General features: G+C 37.8%; 18 protein-coding genes. 14 read left to right on the forward strand and 4 right to left on the reverse strand.

What is annotated here, in order from left to right:
- Positions 1 to 17 precede the first annotated feature (17 nt).
- From FVB32_RS03755 to FVB32_RS03765, 3 genes are all read left to right on the forward strand, one after another.
- Positions 18 to 776 carry an SDR family NAD(P)-dependent oxidoreductase gene (locus FVB32_RS03755; protein WP_147741311.1) on the forward strand — a complete coding sequence of 253 codons (759 nt, stop codon included), beginning with the start codon at positions 18 to 20 and terminating at the stop codon, positions 774 to 776.
- 9 nt (positions 777 to 785) lie between these two features.
- Positions 786 to 1,259, forward strand: a complete 474-nt coding sequence (locus FVB32_RS03760) for a hypothetical protein (protein WP_147741313.1) — start codon at positions 786 to 788, stop codon at positions 1,257 to 1,259.
- Between the two features lie 66 nt (positions 1,260 to 1,325).
- Positions 1,326 to 2,039 carry a DUF4386 domain-containing protein gene (locus FVB32_RS03765; protein WP_147741314.1) on the forward strand — a complete coding sequence of 238 codons (714 nt, stop codon included), beginning with the start codon at positions 1,326 to 1,328 and terminating at the stop codon, positions 2,037 to 2,039.
- Between the two features lie 33 nt (positions 2,040 to 2,072).
- On the opposite strand, the gene FVB32_RS03770 is transcribed toward FVB32_RS03765, so the two are convergent.
- The 3 genes from FVB32_RS03770 to FVB32_RS03780 are packed head-to-tail and all read right to left on the reverse strand — an operon-like array spanning position 2,073 to position 4,087.
- Positions 2,073 to 2,582 (reverse strand): YybH family protein, encoded by a 510-nt coding sequence (locus tag FVB32_RS03770; RefSeq protein ID WP_147741316.1) that lies wholly within the window; start codon positions 2,580 to 2,582, stop codon positions 2,073 to 2,075.
- Between the two features lie 27 nt (positions 2,583 to 2,609).
- A complete protein-coding gene (locus FVB32_RS03775; protein ID WP_147741318.1) occupies positions 2,610 to 3,431 on the reverse strand; it encodes a ZIP family metal transporter in 822 nt (273 codons plus the stop codon).
- The gene (locus FVB32_RS03780; RefSeq protein ID WP_147743415.1) at positions 3,431 to 4,087 is read right to left on the reverse strand and encodes a metal-dependent transcriptional regulator; all 657 of its coding nucleotides are present in this window, start codon (positions 4,085 to 4,087) and stop codon (positions 3,431 to 3,433) included. The genes FVB32_RS03775 and FVB32_RS03780 overlap by 1 nt, the downstream gene beginning before the upstream one ends.
- A gap of 109 nt (positions 4,088 to 4,196) precedes the next feature.
- Between FVB32_RS03780 and FVB32_RS03785 the strand changes: the two genes are divergently transcribed.
- From FVB32_RS03785 to FVB32_RS03810, 6 genes are read left to right on the forward strand one after another with little or no spacing between them, the layout of a single operon-like run.
- The gene (locus FVB32_RS03785) at positions 4,197 to 6,431 is read left to right on the forward strand and encodes a TonB-dependent receptor (RefSeq protein WP_147743417.1); all 2,235 of its coding nucleotides are present in this window, start codon (positions 4,197 to 4,199) and stop codon (positions 6,429 to 6,431) included.
- Positions 6,432 to 6,463: 32 nt separating this feature from the next.
- Positions 6,464 to 6,862, forward strand: a complete 399-nt coding sequence (locus tag FVB32_RS03790) for a hypothetical protein (protein ID WP_147741320.1) — start codon at positions 6,464 to 6,466, stop codon at positions 6,860 to 6,862.
- Positions 6,859 to 7,350, forward strand: coding sequence for a DinB family protein (locus tag FVB32_RS03795; protein ID WP_147741321.1), 492 nt, complete (start codon positions 6,859 to 6,861; stop codon positions 7,348 to 7,350). Before FVB32_RS03790 ends, FVB32_RS03795 begins: the two co-directional genes overlap by 4 nt.
- A 15-nt stretch (positions 7,351 to 7,365) precedes the next feature.
- The gene (locus FVB32_RS03800; RefSeq protein WP_147741323.1) at positions 7,366 to 9,792 is read left to right on the forward strand and encodes a CehA/McbA family metallohydrolase; all 2,427 of its coding nucleotides are present in this window, start codon (positions 7,366 to 7,368) and stop codon (positions 9,790 to 9,792) included.
- A 53-nt stretch (positions 9,793 to 9,845) separates the two neighbouring features.
- On the forward strand, positions 9,846 to 10,985 hold the full coding sequence (locus FVB32_RS03805) for an alpha/beta hydrolase family protein (RefSeq protein ID WP_147741325.1): 1,140 nt from the start codon (positions 9,846 to 9,848) through the stop codon (positions 10,983 to 10,985).
- Between the two features lie 60 nt (positions 10,986 to 11,045).
- Complete coding sequence (locus tag FVB32_RS03810; RefSeq protein ID WP_147741327.1) at positions 11,046 to 12,188, forward strand: lycopene cyclase family protein; 1,143 nt, start codon at positions 11,046 to 11,048, stop codon at positions 12,186 to 12,188.
- On the opposite strand, the gene FVB32_RS03815 is transcribed toward FVB32_RS03810, so the two are convergent.
- Positions 12,185 to 13,168 carry a polyprenyl synthetase family protein gene (locus tag FVB32_RS03815; protein ID WP_147741329.1) on the reverse strand — a complete coding sequence of 328 codons (984 nt, stop codon included), beginning with the start codon at positions 13,166 to 13,168 and terminating at the stop codon, positions 12,185 to 12,187. The genes FVB32_RS03810 and FVB32_RS03815 overlap by 4 nt on opposite strands.
- Before the next feature lie 175 nt (positions 13,169 to 13,343).
- Between FVB32_RS03815 and FVB32_RS03820 the strand changes: the two genes are divergently transcribed.
- The 5 genes from FVB32_RS03820 to FVB32_RS03840 all read left to right on the forward strand — a co-directional run bounded on the left by FVB32_RS03820 (position 13,344) and on the right by FVB32_RS03840 (position 17,671).
- Positions 13,344 to 13,892, forward strand: coding sequence for an RNA polymerase sigma factor (locus tag FVB32_RS03820; RefSeq protein WP_147741331.1), 549 nt, complete (start codon positions 13,344 to 13,346; stop codon positions 13,890 to 13,892).
- 5 nt (positions 13,893 to 13,897) lie between these two features.
- Positions 13,898 to 14,311 (forward strand): hypothetical protein, encoded by a 414-nt coding sequence (locus FVB32_RS03825; RefSeq protein WP_147741333.1) that lies wholly within the window; start codon positions 13,898 to 13,900, stop codon positions 14,309 to 14,311.
- 223 nt (positions 14,312 to 14,534) lie between these two features.
- Positions 14,535 to 15,140 (forward strand): TetR/AcrR family transcriptional regulator, encoded by a 606-nt coding sequence (locus FVB32_RS03830; RefSeq protein ID WP_147741335.1) that lies wholly within the window; start codon positions 14,535 to 14,537, stop codon positions 15,138 to 15,140.
- Positions 15,141 to 16,472 carry a TolC family protein gene (locus FVB32_RS03835; protein WP_147741337.1) on the forward strand — a complete coding sequence of 444 codons (1,332 nt, stop codon included), beginning with the start codon at positions 15,141 to 15,143 and terminating at the stop codon, positions 16,470 to 16,472.
- Between the two features lie 23 nt (positions 16,473 to 16,495).
- Positions 16,496 to 17,671 (forward strand): efflux RND transporter periplasmic adaptor subunit, encoded by a 1,176-nt coding sequence (locus tag FVB32_RS03840; protein WP_147741339.1) that lies wholly within the window; start codon positions 16,496 to 16,498, stop codon positions 17,669 to 17,671.

Genomic DNA, 17,671 nt, shown 5'->3' on the forward strand with positions numbered 1-17,671 from the left:
ATTAAAAAGATTTCTCCATGAATTTCCAGAATAAAAAGATTCTTATCACTGGAGCCTCTCGAGGTATTGGCAAGGCAACTGCCATCGCTTTCGCAGAAAAAGGCGCCAAAGTGGGCGTAAATTTCAGAAGTAATCAAGAAGAGGCTGAAAAAACCTTAACAGCGTTGCCAGGTGAAGGCCATCAATTATTTCAACAAGATATTTCAGAAAAAAATGGTCCAGAATCCTTGATTCAACGTTTTGTTGACCACTATGGACAATTGGATGTTTTGGTGAACAATGCGGGAATTTCCATTTTTCATAAAATTGATGAGGTAGATTTTGAGCATTGGACCAATGCCTGGGAAGGTACTTTTAAGACCAATCTCTTTGCCGTGTCCAATCTCTGTTATTGGGGAGCAAAAGCCATGATGAAAACTGGAGGAGGCCGTATTGTTAATGTATCTTCTAGAGGAGCGTTTAGGGGGGAGCCTACAAAGCCAGCCTATGGTGCCAGCAAAGCTGCCTTGAATTCCATGAGTCAATCTTTGGCAAAGGCATTGGCCCAACATAAAATTTATATTGGCGTAGTGGCCCCAGGGTTTACCGAAACCGAAATGGCGGCAATCACACTAACACCTGCAGAAAGAGAAAATCTACTTCGTGAATCTCCTTTTCAACGAATGGCCCAACCCAAAGAAGTGGCCCATGCCATTCTTTTTTTAGCTTCCGATGGTGCGGAATATTCTTCAGGCACTATTATCGATGTCAATGGTGCTTCTTATTTAAGGAGTTAACTTTGTTGTATGAAAGCAGCCTCTGTAGTCCAAATAAAAAAAGAATTGCAACATTGTTCTCCAGAAGAGTTATTGCAATTGTGCCTTCGGCTATCAAAATTTAAAAAGGAAAACAAAGAACTACTCACCTATCTGCTTTTTGAAGCTGGTAACGAAGCCGGCTATATTGAAAGTGTAATGGCTGAAGTTGATGAGCTATTTTTAGACATCAATACCAACAGTTACTTCTATATTAAAAAGAGTGTCCGAAAGATTTTGCGCAATCTTAAAAAATACATCCGCTACTCCGGAAATAAAGAGACAGAGGTTGAGCTTTTGCTTTATTTCTGTCAAAAATTAAAGGAGTTTAGACCCTCTATAAACAACAACACTACCCTTCGCAATTTGTATGATAGGCAATTGGCCTTTATTGCTAAAAAGATAGATGCCCTTCACGAAGATCTACAATATGATTATGGTTTGGTTTTGGAAGAATTAAAATAGTTTAGGGCAACCTTTTCTAAAAAAGAAACGTCTTTCTTTATACAAACCATATCAATCACAAAACAAATGGGTCCAAACAAAAAAACAGCGCACCTCGCTGGCTTACTCTATTTCTTAGTAGTAATAACCGGTATTTTCAGTCTTCTATATGTTCCATCACAGCTTATTGTTTGGAGCGATCCTGCCGCAACAGTTGCAAATATTAAATCTTCGGAATCCTTATTCCGGTTGGAAATTTTAAGCGGTCTTCTGTGTTACATTTTCTTTTTATTGTTGCCTTGGGTATTGTATCAATTGTTCAAAGGGATAAATAAAAAACACGCAGTTCTGATGGTTGTCTTGGCTGTTGTTAGTGTTCCCATTTCATTTGTCAATCTAACACACAAGCTGGACATTCTTTCATTACTCAGCGAAGCTGAATACCTCAGCGTATATTCTGTGGAACAGATCCAGGCTCAGGTAATGCTTGCTTTGGAATCTTATCATCATGGAAATTTAGTTGCTCAAGCCTTTTGGGGATTATGGCTTTTTCCTTTTGGGTATTTGGTTTTCAAATCAGGATTTTTGCCTAAGTTTTTAGGTTTCTTTTTAATGGTGGGCAGTTGTGGCTATTTCTTAGATTTTATTGGGCGTATTGTATGCTCAAATTATGGCGAACTGTGGATTTCAGATTATATCACCATTCCTGCCAGTATTGGTGAAATTGGTACATGTCTATGGTTATTGATTATGGGGATAAAGATCATCACCCCTAAAGCAGAAGATAAGGCTTCCGCTTAAAGTGCTTTACCTCAACAATTGTATTGCCAGAGGTTAAAACTTTACAACACTTTTTTCCGCAAAGTCTGAAGACGTAATGGGGTTTCCATTAATAGTGGCAGTATCCCAATCTTGGGTTATTTTCCATTGCCCTTCAATCTTTTTTAACACTATATGAAACTGCCCATAGCTGTAATTGGTCTTTCCATCTTTATCGGTAAATCCGATGCTGTAAAACCCTACTTCGTATGATGTAGTTGCATTGGTGTGGCGGCTATCGAACCAAAAGTCCAAAGAAATTGACACACCATCTGCCTTATTCTTTTCAAAGCGTTTAAGGTTTCCTGCTTTAAAAGCATTCTCCGTATCAATTCCCTGGGGAGTTACCCTAAGTACTTCATCAGCATAGGTTGCATTAAGTGCTTCGCCATCCAAGGTTTCAAATGCTTTTTGGAAAGGTTTCCAAACAGTCTTGTCAATTTCATTCTGAATTTGTTCAAAATCCACTTGCGCATAACCAAAATAGGAAAAGCACAAAATAAATAACAGCACTAATTTTCTCATAATTTGTTCTTTAATTTTTTCTGCTGATTATCCTAACCCAACATCCAAGGTCATCATAATAATAAATCCACCTATAAAGCCCATCGTGGCCACATCGGTGTATTTGTCCCGTTGGGTCTCCGGAATCACTTCTTCCACCACTACAAAGATCATGGCGCCTGCTGCAAAAGACAGTGCATATGGCAAAATGGGTTCAAAAGTAAGTACCGCCCAAGCTCCTAAAACAGCAGCAATAGGTTCAACTATGGCAGAGGCTTGGCCATACATAAAACTTTTCATCCGGCTTAAACCTTGCCTGCGCAATGGCATGGCCACCGCGAACCCTTCAGGAAAGTTTTGAAGTCCAATTCCTAACGCCAAAGCTACTGCCCCACCTATGGTGGCACCATCAAAACCAGCCGCAACACCTCCAAAAAGCACCCCCACGGCTAAACCTTCAGGAATGTTGTGCAACGTAATGGCCAAAGTTAAAAGTGTTGTTCGGTGCCAAGGCGTTTTCATTCCTTCTGCTTCACTTTCTTTAAAGTTGATGTGCAAATGCGGTAGAATTTTATCCAAGCCGAAAATAAAAGCGGCTCCCATTAAAAACCCTACAGCTGCTGGAATCACTTTTACAAAACCTTCTCCCGGACTCATTTCAATTCCGGGAGCCAACAAGCTCCAAAAACTGGCCGCGACCATTACTCCTCCCGTAAAACCTAACATGCCGTCCAAAAGAGCTCTATTCATTCCTTTAAACAAAAAGACCAAGGCTGCTCCTGCAGCTGTTAATCCCCATGTAAAAAGCGTGGCGTAAAAAGCTGCCAATATAGGGTTTATGCTTTCAAAATAATGAATTACCTGTTCCATTAGTCATTCTTTTTAATATAAAGGTTTGATGCTATTTGATGTGAAATATGCAACTCCTTACCTTCCATTTGTATATGGAGCGACAGATCAAAATCCTCTTTCTCCAATACCTTAATGGTATTGCCCAATGCTATGCTATTCTTATCCAAAAACTTGAGAAACGCGGCAGATGTATCCTTCACTCCAACGCAAACCCCTTCGGACTTTAGGGTCATTTCGCTAAGCAATTGTTTGTCTCGCTCCATAAATTTTCCATCCTTGCTTGGAATGGGGTCACCATGTGGGTCGTATTTTGGATTGCCCAATAGCTCATCAATCTTGTCAATTAATTTCTCACTTTTAATATGCTCCAATTGCTCTGCCACCTCATGAACCTCATCCCAGGAAAAATCCAACTTTTCCACTAAAAATACTTCCCATAACCGATGTTTTCTAATGATGGAAAGTGCAGTTTTAATTCCAAAATCAGTTAAGGAAACCCCTTGATATCTCTTGTAGTTGACAAAACCTTTCTCTGCCAATTTCTTTGCCATATCGGTTACCGAAGATGGTTTGGTCTCCATCTGTTCGGCAATGGCATTAGTGGCAATAAGTGAAGAAGAATTCCCACCTAAATGAAAAATGGTTTTGATATAATTTTCCTCGGATCGAGTCACAAAAAATAATTTTTTCAAAAATACATTTTTATTTATAAAAACAAATTTTTAGATTTGTCTAAATTTTAATTTAAACAACTAAAAATTGAAGCAGTTCTTATTTACATTAATGTTGTTAAGCTTTCTTACGGGATGGTCTCAAAGTGGCATTATCCAAGGAACTGTTTCTGAAAATGGGAAAACCCTACCTTTTATCAACATCTATTTAAAAGGGAGTAAAAGTGGTACCGCTACGGATAGAGATGGAAATTATTCCATTACAAATCTATCTCCCGGCAACTATGTTTTGATTGCTTCTGCTATTGGATATGAACCTTTTAGAAAAGCCATTTTAATTGGAAAAGATGAAATAATAACATTGAATATTCAATTAAACCAATCTGCCGAAGCTTTGGATGAAATGGTAGTTACTGGCACATTAAAAGCGGTAAGCAGACTAGAAAGCGCAGTACCCGTAGAGGTATATAAACCAAGCTTTCTAAAGAAAAATCCAACTCCAAGTATTTTTGAAGCCCTCCAGAATGTAAATGGAGTTCGTCCACAAATCAATTGCAATGTTTGTAATACTGGCGATATCCATATCAATGGCTTGGAAGGTCCATATACATTGGTGTTGATAGATGGCATGCCCATTGTAAGCGGTTTGGGCACTGTTTATGGTCTATCTGGAATACCAAATTCATTGATAGAACAAATTGAAATCGTAAAAGGTCCGGCCTCCACGCTATACGGAAGCGAAGCTGTTGGCGGCTTAATCAATATCATTACAAAACATGCTCCCAATGCTCCTGAGTTTTTTGCGGATGCGTATTTGACCGGTTGGGGAGAGTACAACTTAGATGTGGGAACAAAAATTGAAGTAGGAAAGAAAACCGATTTATTGCTTGGTGTCAATTACTTTAACTATGACGAAATTATTGACAATAACGGTGACAATTTTACGGATTTAACCTTACAGGACCGTATTTCTGTTTTTCAAAAATGGAACTTTAAACGTGAAGATGCTAAAGTGTTTTCCCTTGCCGGACGCTTCTTTTATGAAGACCGATGGGGCGGTGAATTGCAATGGACTCCAGAATTTAGAGGTGGAGATGAGATTTATGGGGAAAGCATTTATACCCGCAGATGGGAAGTTTTAGGTAAATACCAATTACCCATTGATGAAAAAGTAATGCTTTCCATGTCCTACAACGACCACAATCAAAACTCGGTGTACGGGGATGTGCTGTATTTGGCAGACCAGCGCATTGGTTTTGGCCAAATGACATGGGATAAGTCCGTTGGCAACCATGATTTGCTCTTTGGGAGTGCCATTCGCTATAACTATTATGATGACAACACACCCGCCACTCAAAGTGCGGATGAAGTTTGGATTCCAAGTCTTTTTGTTCAAGATGAGCTGAAACTGGCCAAAAAACATTCCATTTTAGGAGGAATACGATACGATTATGACCAAAGACATGGTAATATATTTACCCCCAGGGCGGCATACAAATGGAAAATTTCGGACAATGATATTTTTAGAATCAATGCCGGAACTGGCTTTAGAGTGGTGAATCTATTTACGGAAGATCATGCCGCCTTAACAGGCTCTCGCGACGTAATCATCGCTGAGGAGTTGAAGCCTGAGCGCTCCATAAACGTTAACCTCAATTATCTGAAAAAAATATATGCAGACAACGGTACGTTTGTAGGTGTTGATGCCTCTGCATTTTACACCCATTTTTCCAATATCATTTTACCAGATTACGATACCAATCCCAACCAAATTATCTATGATAACCTAGATGGTAAATCAGTTTCAAAGGGGCTAAGTGCTAATATTGATTTAGTACTTCCCAACGGTCTCAAATTTTTGGTAGGTGCTACATGGCAAGATGTGAGCAATACAGAAAACGGAATTACCTCACGTCAAATACTAACCGAAAGCATTACCGGCACATGGAATGTCTCCTATACCTTTAGAAGTTTAGATCTAACAGTGGACTACACCGGCAATCTATACGGCCCAATGCGATTACCCACACTTGGAGAGCTAGATCCACGGCAAGATTTTTCGCCCACTTGGAGTATCCAAAACATACAATTTACTTATAAAGGTTTGGATAAGTTCGAGTTCTATGGCGGCATAAAAAACCTGTTGGACTGGACTCCTAACCGAGGCAATCCTTTTATTATTGCTCGGGCGGATGACCCCTTTGATCAAAACGTTCAGTTTGATCCACAAGGCAATGTTGTGGCCACGACAGATAACCCTTTTGCCCTCACTTTTGACCCCAGCTATGTATATGGCCCTAACCAAGGCATACGTGGTTTCTTTGGATTGCGGTATACGGTTTTTTAAGACCTCTCTTCTTTTATTATCTTAGGCTTATAATGGAGATAATTATAGGAGTTTTAGGATTAGTCATTGCTTGGCTTACATTTAAATATACTTTCTTTTCAAAACCTACAGAAGAATTAAACCACTTGAAATTACAGTTTAGATCTAATCAAAAATTATCTCAGGAAGTTCAAAAAGCATTAGAAAGCTATATAATCGATGCCAATGCCGCAGATGATTACATTTTTCCAAACATTACTTTTCTAAATTACCTGACGGAAATGAAGGAATCTTATGATAATAACTTGTCAGATAAATTGTATGATGAACTTACTAAACTTAATTTGCCCAAAAGCACTATTCTTTCAATGACAAAAAGTTTAGAAACTCAATTTTCAGCATTACTTGAAACCCAGACCGCACTTCGATTGTTAAATCAAAATAAAACATGAAATACACACCCAAAGATGGATTCCCGTATTATTTTGCCCTGGTAAAGGATATGGATTGTCCATCTCTCTTTTCTGATTCATCCACTCGTACATTTTTAAACGCTATTAGTGAGAAAAAAGCTGTTTACAGATATGCATCTGATAAATGGAGCATTAAACAAGTAGTTGGACATATTACCGATCACGAAAGAATAAAGATGTTTCGAGCATTTTTATTAAGTAGGAACCAATCAATTGAGTTATGGGGCTATGACCAAAACGCATTGGTAGACAACGGTCGTTTTGATGAGCTATCATTTAAACAATTAATAGCTGATTTTGTAAATGTCAGGAATGCATCGATAAGTTTTGTTGATACATTGTCTGAAAAACAATTAAAGCTAAAAGGTATGGCTCGCCAATATGAAATTACCCTTGAAGATTTTCTCAAATCTATCATTGGTCATGAAAGACACCATATAAACCTTATCAAAGAAAGGTACATTTAACAAATTTGACCGCCTATGAAAAACGTTACTTCTTTATTCTGCTTTCTTCTAGCTGCAACTTTTATTGCCAATGCACAATGGAAAAATCGATATCCCAAGGTTGATGGTTATCGGCATCATGTCTATTTAGAAGGGTACGATTTACCCGTTTTAAATTCAGGGCCCATGGATCCAGCTCCCTCTCCCCTAAATAATAAAGTGGTGTTTTCAGCCAAAGGGTGGTTATGGCTCATGGACATAGAAACTTTGGAGGCCGTACGCATTACTTCTTCTGCCGGAATTGATTCAAGGCCCAATTGGTCCCCCAATGGAAAGCAACTCGTTTTTGTTAGGGACAATAGCGTGGATACCCAAATAGTCTTGTTAGACCTTGATTCCAAAAAAGAGACCGTTCTGGTAGACAGCAAAGCTTTGGATTTAGACCCTATTTTTTCAAAAGATGGAGAATTAGTTTATTATTCATCAGCAAAAAACGGTTCGTTTGATCTTTGGCAAATACATCTTAATTCGCTGGAGCATAAAATCATCACCCAAGACAGAAGTTTAGAACGTCTTCCCGTTCCAACGCATCAGAACAATCAGATTGTTTATCTTAAAAAATATGGCTTTTCATACGATTCTATTGAACTGTGGGATATTGAAGAAGGCACTTCTACCCCTTTAGCCGAAGAGAATTTTACCTCGCAAACTGCCTTTTCGCTTTCACCAGATAATCAAACCCTGGCTTATACCTGGCCCAATGGAGATGATTACGAGCTTCGTGTATTGAATATTTCCATTCCAAAAAGCAATATGCTGCTTACCAAAAGTGAGGGGCTTCCTTTGGCACCCAAATTTAGTGGTGATGGTCAATGGATCTATTTTACCGAGTATAATAAAAGTGAGGTTGCAGAACTCAAAAGAATAGCTATAAATGGAGGCCCAACACAAACACTTCAAGTAAAAAAATGGGATTGGAGAGCAACTACTGGCAAACTAAAAATTATAAGCAAGGTTGATGGAAAATTGGATGCGGTTAGAATAAATATCACTGATGCTAATCGTCATCCCATTATTCCAGATAGTGGTAGTGTTCGTTCTGATGGACAACATGGCATGGTATTTTTCTACTCTCCAGGTGAAATTGAAATTGAAGCGCCGCTAGGCTCCGTAACGATAACCTCAGTGCATGGCTTTTCCACACCAAAACACATCCAGACAGTTGAAATACAAAAAGGGGGCTCAACAACAGAAATCAATCTTGATAAGATCTGGGATGCTGCCGCTAATGGATGGTATTCAGGGGACAATCATTTTCATCTAAACTATGGCGGAACAAATCGATTAGATCCAGAGGACATTCTGCTCGATCTTAAGGCGGAAGATTTGGATATTGGTTTTCCCTTGGTTGCCAATTTGGGAAATCGGTTTCTTCAGCAGGATCTTTGGGGCTGGAAAAATGAGGGAACACCGATAATTCGAATCGGACAGGAAGTGCGTTCTCATTTTTTAGGGCATTTGGGTTTAATAGGAATAACCGAATTGTATTGGCCATGGGTTTGGGGTCCGCTCTATGATATTTATGGAAAAGATGATAGACTTAACGCAGAACCATTGCGTTTTGCTCGCAAAAAAGAAGGGTTAGGAGGTTATGTTCACCCCGTAGCGGTAAAAGATCCTTTCAATGGCCAAAGAAATATGCCTATTGCATTAATTGCGGATGCCGTTCTCGACGAAGTCGATGTTTTAGAATTGGGGTGTCTTTGGACAGATGAAATCGGAACCTCAGAAGTTTGGCACCAATTTCTTAATCTAGGCATTCCCATAGGGCAATCTGCCGGTAGTGATGTAATGAACGACCTCTACAGAACCATGGCCATTGGTGCAACCAGAATGTATGTAAAGCCCGATGGCGTTTTAACGGATGAAAGCTATATAAAAGCATTAAAAGCGGGGAAAAGTTTTATAAGTAATGGTCCTCAGATTGTTTTTGAAGTTGATGGAAAAGAAGTAGGGGATATTATAAAAACAACAGGCAAAAAAGTCAAATGGTCGTTAAACGTGTATTCCCCTATTGCCTACGACACTGTAGAGATTTTTGTAAATGGAGAAGTTGTTTGGACCAAGAAGGGTAAGAACAGAAGTAGTGAAACCTACAAGGGGTCTATTGAAATTCCAGAAGGTGGATGGGTAACGGCAAGGGTTTCTGGAGGTAAATCAGAATGGCCCATGATGGACAGTTATCCATTTGCCGAAAGTGCACCAATATGGTTTGGAGAAGTAGGAAGTACTTCCTCAATCGCAAAAACAGGTGCTGCCCATAAATTACTCAAAGCCTTAAATGTTTCCGAAGAAAGTATGAAACAAGGTTACGGAAAAAGTCCAATTCCCAATCTTTTGGAACATTTTGAGAAAGCAAGACAAAAACTATTGAACATTATTGAAGAAAAAGAAGGAAAATAGAAAATAATCATTAGAATGGCTTTGATTATCTTTCAAACAAACAGTTGAATACCATGAAATATATCTCACTATTTGTTTTAGTAGTAATAGGCAATGTGTTTGCCCTATCCGCGCAAGAAGAGTTGAATATATACGGCAATCTCAGCTTTGGACCTCATAGGGTCGGGTTTGAACAACTCACCCACAGCTATCAGACAAATGAAAGCATTAGGGTTCTTGACATTAGCATGTGGTATCCTGCGGAGAAAGATGGTAAGAAATTAAAGTTTTCAGATTATTTAAATTACAAAAACGAGCTTAGTGATTTAGAACTATTGGAAACCATTTCTATTGGTATATCAGGAAAAGCCAACACGTTTCCAAAAGATAGTCTGGAGTTATTGCTTCATTCCCAAATGAAGGCATCTCAAAGTGCTGAGCCAAAAAAGGACAAGTATCCATTGCTAGTATGGAGTAGTAGATATGGAACCGTGGAATACCAAAATATACTATCAGAATATTTAACAAGCCATGGCTATGTAGTTGCTTTTGTAGAAGATAAACCTAATGCACCATTTCCATGGCAAATTCAATCAACTGAGCAAAAAGAAATAGCACTAAATCGTCAAGTTGCAGATTTGACGAATACTATTTCATTTTTAAAACAAAAAAACAACATAGACAAAACCAAAATAGGCTTATTGTCCTGGAGTTATGCTGGGGAGTCTGTGGTGTTAGCTCAAATGAGCGATTCAAATATCGATGTGGTTATAGGATTAAGTTCAATCGGATTTTCCTGGGGTGTATTTCTTGGAGCAGGCATTTCGGAAAAAGTAAGCCCAGAAAAGCTAAATGTTCCTTATCTGATACTATCTGAACGGATTGGAACAAATGGAAAAACTAAGACGCCTCCGGACATTTTTAATGAAATGCATCCCAAATCCCGTTATGTTTCTTTTGAGGGGCTTTCCCATGGAAGTTTTAATGCCCTAGAAGGAATGATTCCCGGTATACTGAAAACAAACAAAGTTCAACCTTGGTCCAAAGGAGGTGAGATTGCACAGATTGGGTATGAAGTGATATGCAAAATAACCCAAAACTTTTTAGATGCTATTTTCTACAAATCAAATTTGGTAGTTTTTGATGAAGACATAGAAAAATTGGAAGAAACCCTATTCCCTAATACTATTTCAGTGTCCATTCCCAAAAAATAAAAGGCAATATTGTAATTTGACCATATCTTTCTTAATGTTTTCATTCCGTACTTTTGATTTATGTCTAACTACGACTATGTTATTATTGGAGCGGGAGCTGCAGGTCTTTTGCTAGCCGATGCTCTTATCAATGATTCCTTTTTTACATCAAGATCCATTCTTATCATAGATAAGGATGATAAAAAGAAAAATGATCGTACATGGTGCTTTTGGGAAAAAGAACAAGGTAAATTTGATGCCATACTACACAAAAGTTGGCCTAGCATCTTTTTTGCAGGGAAAGACTTGAGGCTATCTTCTACAATTGCTCCTTATAGCTACAAAATGCTAAGAGGAATTGATTTCTACCAACATTATACAAACAAAATCAAGAGCTATAGAAATATTACATGGCTACAAGATGATGTAACTAAGATCCAAGAAAAAGAAACTTCAGTTGTTGTCTCAACTCAAACAGAACAATTTTCCGGGCAAATTGTGTTTAATAGCATTTTTGATTATGGCCCCCTCAAGAATCAAAAACAATATCCAGTGCTCCAGCAACATTTCCTAGGATGGTTCGTAAAAACTGAAAAGGCAGTTTTTAATAAAGATGAGGCCACTTTTATGGATTTTTCTATCCCCCAAAAAGGAAATACACGTTTTATGTATGTACTCCCTTTTTCTGATACCGAAGCACTTGTGGAATACACTTTATTCTCGGAGACCCTATTAAAAAAAGAAGAATATGAGCAGGCTATCGTGGACTATCTACAAAACGATTTAGGCATTGCTAATTATGAAATCCTTGAAAAAGAAGTAGGCAATATTCCGATGACCTCGTATAAATTCCACAAGCATAATTCAAATAGGGTAATGAACATTGGAATAGCAGGTGGATGGGCCAAAGCGAGCACTGGTTTCACGTTCTATAGTACACACAAACAAGTAAACACTTTGGTTGGATTCCTTAAAAAGGAAAAGCCGCTGTCCCTTTTCTACAAAAGAAATAAATTCTGGTTTTATGATGTATTGCTATTGGACATCCTATCTAAAAAAAACCATTTAGGGCAATCCATTTTTGAATCATTATTCAAAAACCGAAAGCCGCAATTGATTCTTAAATTTTTGGATGAGGACACCTCTTTCTGGGAAGACCTACAAATTATAAGTGCTTGTCCCAAATGGCCTTTTTTAAAAGCGCTATGGAATAGGATTTTCTAAACAGTCCGTTTCATTAAGTTTTCACCAAACTCCTTTAGAATATGTTTATTTTTTTCAGGAATATTGATGTCACATAGGGCATTGAACGCTTTTTGCGTGTATTGGTTAATTTCCTTTTTAGCTTCTTCTACCGCTCCACTCTCTATAAAAATCGATTTCACCGTTTCTACTTTTGTTTTGGAATCCCCAGGTTTTAAGGAGTATAGATGCAAAAGGCCTTCTCGTTGTTCTTTTTCGGCGTATTCCAAGGATTTTAGAAAAAGAAATGTTTTTTTGTTTTCAATGATATCCCCACCTACCTGTTTCCCGAAAGTTTCTGGGTCTCCAAAAGCATCTAGATAATCATCCTGCAATTGAAAAGCTATTCCCAGATTTTTTCCAAATTCATAAATAGCACTGGTCTCTTCTTCTGGAGCATCGGCGATAATTGCACCCATTTTCATAGCCGCTGCCACCAAAACCGCTGTCTTGTACTCAATCATTTTTAAATACTCCGGGATGGTAACATCGTCCCTCGACTCAAAATCCACATCGTACTGCTGACCTTCGCACACTTCAATTGCTGTTTTGCTAAAAAGTGAAGTAAGTTTCTTAAAAACTTCTGGGGAATAGCTTTCGAAAAACTGATACGAATTGATCAACATGGCATCCCCTGATAAAATGCCTGTGTTAACATCCCATTTCTCGTGTACGGTCTCTTTACCCCTTCGCAAGGGAGCGTCATCCATTATATCATCATGCACCAGCGAAAAATTATGGAAAACCTCTATGGCCATGGCAGCATCCTGTGCATCTTTAAAGTTTCCTCCAAACAAATCAGCGGTCATAAGTGTGAGAATGGGTCTTAATCTTTTGCCTCCTAGCCCTAGAATGTAATTTATAGGTTCATAAAGATTCTTTGGTTCTTTTGCTTTGATTTTGCTCTCTAAATGAGAAATAAATGCAGCCCCATACTGCTCAATGGTATTCGAATTCGTCATAAATCAAAAATACTGTCTAGAATTTAAATTGTTCAGTAATTCTTAAAGAGTTTCCCTCCTCTTATTAGGTTTAAAAAGCAAGATTAGCAAGATTCCGAAAAAGTTTATGTAAAAAACGCAATAGATTTGAAAAGCTTCGTCTTTATAGTTGAAGACAGCAAACAGCCTTTTTTGAATGGTTTCCGATAAAGAGAATTATAAAAACCTTACTACTTTTTTTAATGATGAGTATCATTCTCTAAAGGTATATGTGCGCTCAAGAGTCGATGACACAACTGAACGGGACGCGGAAGATATCATTCAAGATGTGGCCTTGCGCATATTTTCAAGGTCGGATGATTCTTCTCCAATAAACAATGTTGCAGGCTTTGTATACAACTCCATCAAGAACAGGATTATTGATGTGATGAGAACCAAAAAAGAAAAGGTACACGAGTCTGAAGATATTGATAAGCAATGGGCCGATTTTGCAGAGCTCTTTTATGGCACCGCGGACAATTCATACCCAGAGGATGCAATGCAAACACTCAAAAAGGCCATAACACAACTAAAACCTTCTTACCAAGATATCATTATAGCTATTGATTTTGAAGGTTATACATATAGAGAGATTGCAGAACAAACGGGTATCTCACTTGGAACTTTAATGTCTAGAAGGCATCGGGCTTTGTCCCTTTTATCAAAAAATTTAGAAATCGAAAAAATAAGAAAAATCAAAAATTAAAAAATATGGAACATACGGATAGATACGAAAGAAAAATGGAGCGCTATGTGACCAAGGCGTTCAAAGTCATATTCATGATTATTTTCGGAATTATCATGATCTTCTTAATGGGCTTTGTGTTCATGTGGTTATGGAATTGGTTAATGCCAGACATTTTTGGCTTAACAACGCTTACCTACTGGCAATCTTTTGGCCTTTTGGCCTTGGCCAAAATAATTTTTGGGTTCGGTAGTCATTCCTCAAAAGGAGGTGGTCATAAAAAATCGAGAAAACACGATAGGCTAAAAAATTATTGTAAAAACAAAAATGGTAATTCTGACTGGCGACACTATGATCAATTTTGGAAAGAAGAAGGAGAAGAAGCTTTCAATGCCTATATAAGGAGAATTAAAAAAGATGATGAAGATGGAGGAGCATAAGAAAAACACACCAATGCAGCGAAGAAAGGAATATCGGTACAGGGCTTTTTTTTGGAGCTCAAATTCCAAATCAACAGTTCAGTCCAATAAAAGCAACTTCTTTCGTCTATTTATAGGTAATTGATCTTTTATTTCCAAAGATTTAAGCATTCGTTAAAAAAATGTAAAACTTTGGAAACTTTTTATGTTTTTAAAGTTTCCATGTATATTTTTGCTGCCGATTATGCGAGAAAAGATTTTACATAAGGCAACGGAGTTATTCTTAAATCTAGGATTTAAGAGTGTAACAATGGACGATTTGGCCAATGAAATGGGGATTTCAAAAAAAACCATTTACTCCCATTTTGAGAATAAAACCAAGTTGGTAGAAGAAAGTACATTGGATTTGTTTTGGTTTATCTCCAACGGTATCGATGAAATTATAGCCCTAAAGAAAAATCCAATCAAAGAACTTTATGAAATAAAGAAGTTTGCAATGCTTCACCTAAAGGATGAAAAGTCATCACCCCAATACCAGCTGCAGAAATATTATCCCAAAATACATGAAACCTTAAAACAGAAACAATACGAAGTAATGCAGGAATGTGTTTTTGATAATGTAGAAAGAGGCGTGGATATGGGAATTTACCGAGATAATCTTAATGTGAATTTTGTAGGACGGATTTATTTTTCAGGTGTAATGAGCATAAAAGACAATGACCTTTTTCCCAAACACATTTTCTCCACTCCACAATTAATGGACTACTATTTAGAATATCACCTGAGGGGCATTGTGACTCCAAAGGGACGAAAAATATTAAACTCAATCATCAATTCAAACCAAGAATAAATGCGAACAACCTTAATTAGTTTACTGTTAATAATACCATTGTTTTCCCAAGCACAGGAAGACAAAAGTAGCTTTAGCCTGGATGAAGCAATAGCCTTTGCATTGCAGCACAACTATTCTGTTATTAATGCAGATAGGGATATTGTGGACGCACAAAAGCAAAAATGGGAAACCATCGCCGGCGGGCTTCCACAAATCGACGGAGCTATAAGCTACCAAAATCAGCTTAAACAGCCAGTGTCCCAAATCCCAGCCGAGTTTTTTGGCGGTGAGCCAGGAACTTTTCAAGAGGTAGTTTTTGGACAGCCCCAATCTGCAACCGCAACTGCAACACTAAAGCAACAAATTTTTGATGGATCGTATATAGTTGGTGTTCAAGCCACAAAAGCTTTCTTAAGCTATAGCCAGAACAACAAAGAAAAAACAGATTTAGATGTTAGAAAAGCGGTTGTAGAGGCCTATGGAAATGTATTGTTGGCGCAAGAAAGCGTGCTGATTTCAGAAAACAACAAAGCCACATTGGAGAAGAACCTATATGAAACCAAGCGAATTTATGAAAATGGACTTGGGGATGAGGAAAGCGTAGATCAACTGCAAATAACCCTATCATCCATAGAAAGTCAACTTAAAAATGCGAGGCGATTGGAGAAAATAACACTTCAAATGCTCAACTTGATGATGGGTTTACCTATTACATCCCCCACAGAACTTACGGAGAATCTTGATGATTTAGCTCAAAAGCAAATTGATTTGGGCTTATTGGATTCTGAATTCAATATAGAGAACAACGTAGACTATAAGTTGGCACTCAACTTAAATGAACAACGTTATTATGAGCATAAGTTAGAAAAAAGTAGGGCCCTTCCTTCTTTAAATGCTTTTGTTAATTATGGAGGCAATTCTTTTAGTGATAGCTTTAATTTTTTAAGTAGTGGTCAAAAATGGTTTGGCCAATCTATTTTAGGGTTTGACCTTAGTATCCCTATTTTCAGCTCTTTAAAAAGAAGTGCGAGTACACAACGTGCCAAAATAGCTTTGGAAAAAGCAAAAACACAATTCACTGAAGCTCAAGAACAAATCAGACTTCAGTTGGAAAGTGCTAAGAGTGATTACATTCTTTCAATTGAGGAATACGATACCTCAAAACAGAATTTAAAACTTGCAGAGCGTATCGAAAATAAAAATCAAATTAAATATTCTGAAGGATTGGCAACCAGTTTTGAACTTAGGCAAGCACAAACACAGCTATATTCCACCCAACAAGAATATTTACAATCTATGGTTGATGTGATCAACCGAAAAACCGAATTGGAAATCATATTAAATCAATAGTCAAAAAAGAAAACCATATCAACATGAAAAATCTAATATATCTAGTACTCATAGCAGTTGTTTTATCTTCTTGTGGAGGAGGAAACAATGGTTCGGTAGAAAGTATTATTGCAGGAAATGACCTAGAGGCCATTCGTGCAAAACGAGCCGAAATTTCAAATCAGCAAAAAGCACTCGATAAAGAGATTCAATCTTTAGATTCAGTTATAGCGGCTTTGGATGATAACGCCAAATTGCCTTTGGTGACCACTATAGAGGCAAAAACAGAAAAATTTGACCACTACTTGGAGCTACAAGGCGATGTTATGACCAAACAAAATGTGCTTATTTATCCTGAAATAGCGGGTACTCTTAACCGTGTTTATGTTAAAGAAGGGCAAAAAGTGAAAAAAGGACAATTGTTAGCTTCTATTGATGATGGAGGATTGTCTAGTCAGCTAGCGCAAATGAAGACACAAGCTGCGTTGGAGAAAACCACCTTTGAGCGTCAAAAAAGACTTTGGGAACAAAATATTGGTTCAGAAATTCAGTATTTACAGGCTAAAACAGCTTATGAAGCTCAAGAAAGTGCGGTTAAGCAAATGCAAAGCCAAGTTGCTAAATCCACTATTAGGGCTCCCTTCTCAGGAATCATTGATGATGTGATCAAAGATCAAGGTACCGTGGTTGGGCCAGGCCAAGGTTCTGAAGTTTTTAGAATTGTAAACCTATCCAATATGTACATTGAAGTAGAGGTTCCAGAGAGTCACTTACCCAATGTTGTTCCTGGAAAAAATGTGCATGTTTATTTCCCTGTATTGGGAGATAGCGTTACAACCAAAGTAAGACAAACAGGTAATTTCATCAATCCTAGCAATAGATCTTTTACAGTGGAAATTCCTGTACCTAGTAATAATGGTAAGGTAAAACCAAATCTTACAGCAAAAGTGATGATCAATGATTACACCAACGAGAATGCTATTTTAATTCCTCAAAGTATTGTTTCTGAAAATGCTGCTGGGGAACAATATGTGTATTTGGTAAATGCGGATTCAACCTCCACAGATGCAGTTGCACAAAAATCAGTGATCACAACAGGAAAAACGCAGGGTGATTATGTTGAAGTGCTTTCCGGGGTCAACAGTGGCGATGGCATTATAGATGAAGGTGCCAGAAGCGTAAAAGAAGGGCAGAAAGTAAAAATCAAAGTCAGTAATTAG

This window comes from Flagellimonas hymeniacidonis, assembly GCF_008040165.1.
GTDB lineage: Bacteria > Bacteroidota > Bacteroidia > Flavobacteriales > Flavobacteriaceae > Flagellimonas > Flagellimonas hymeniacidonis.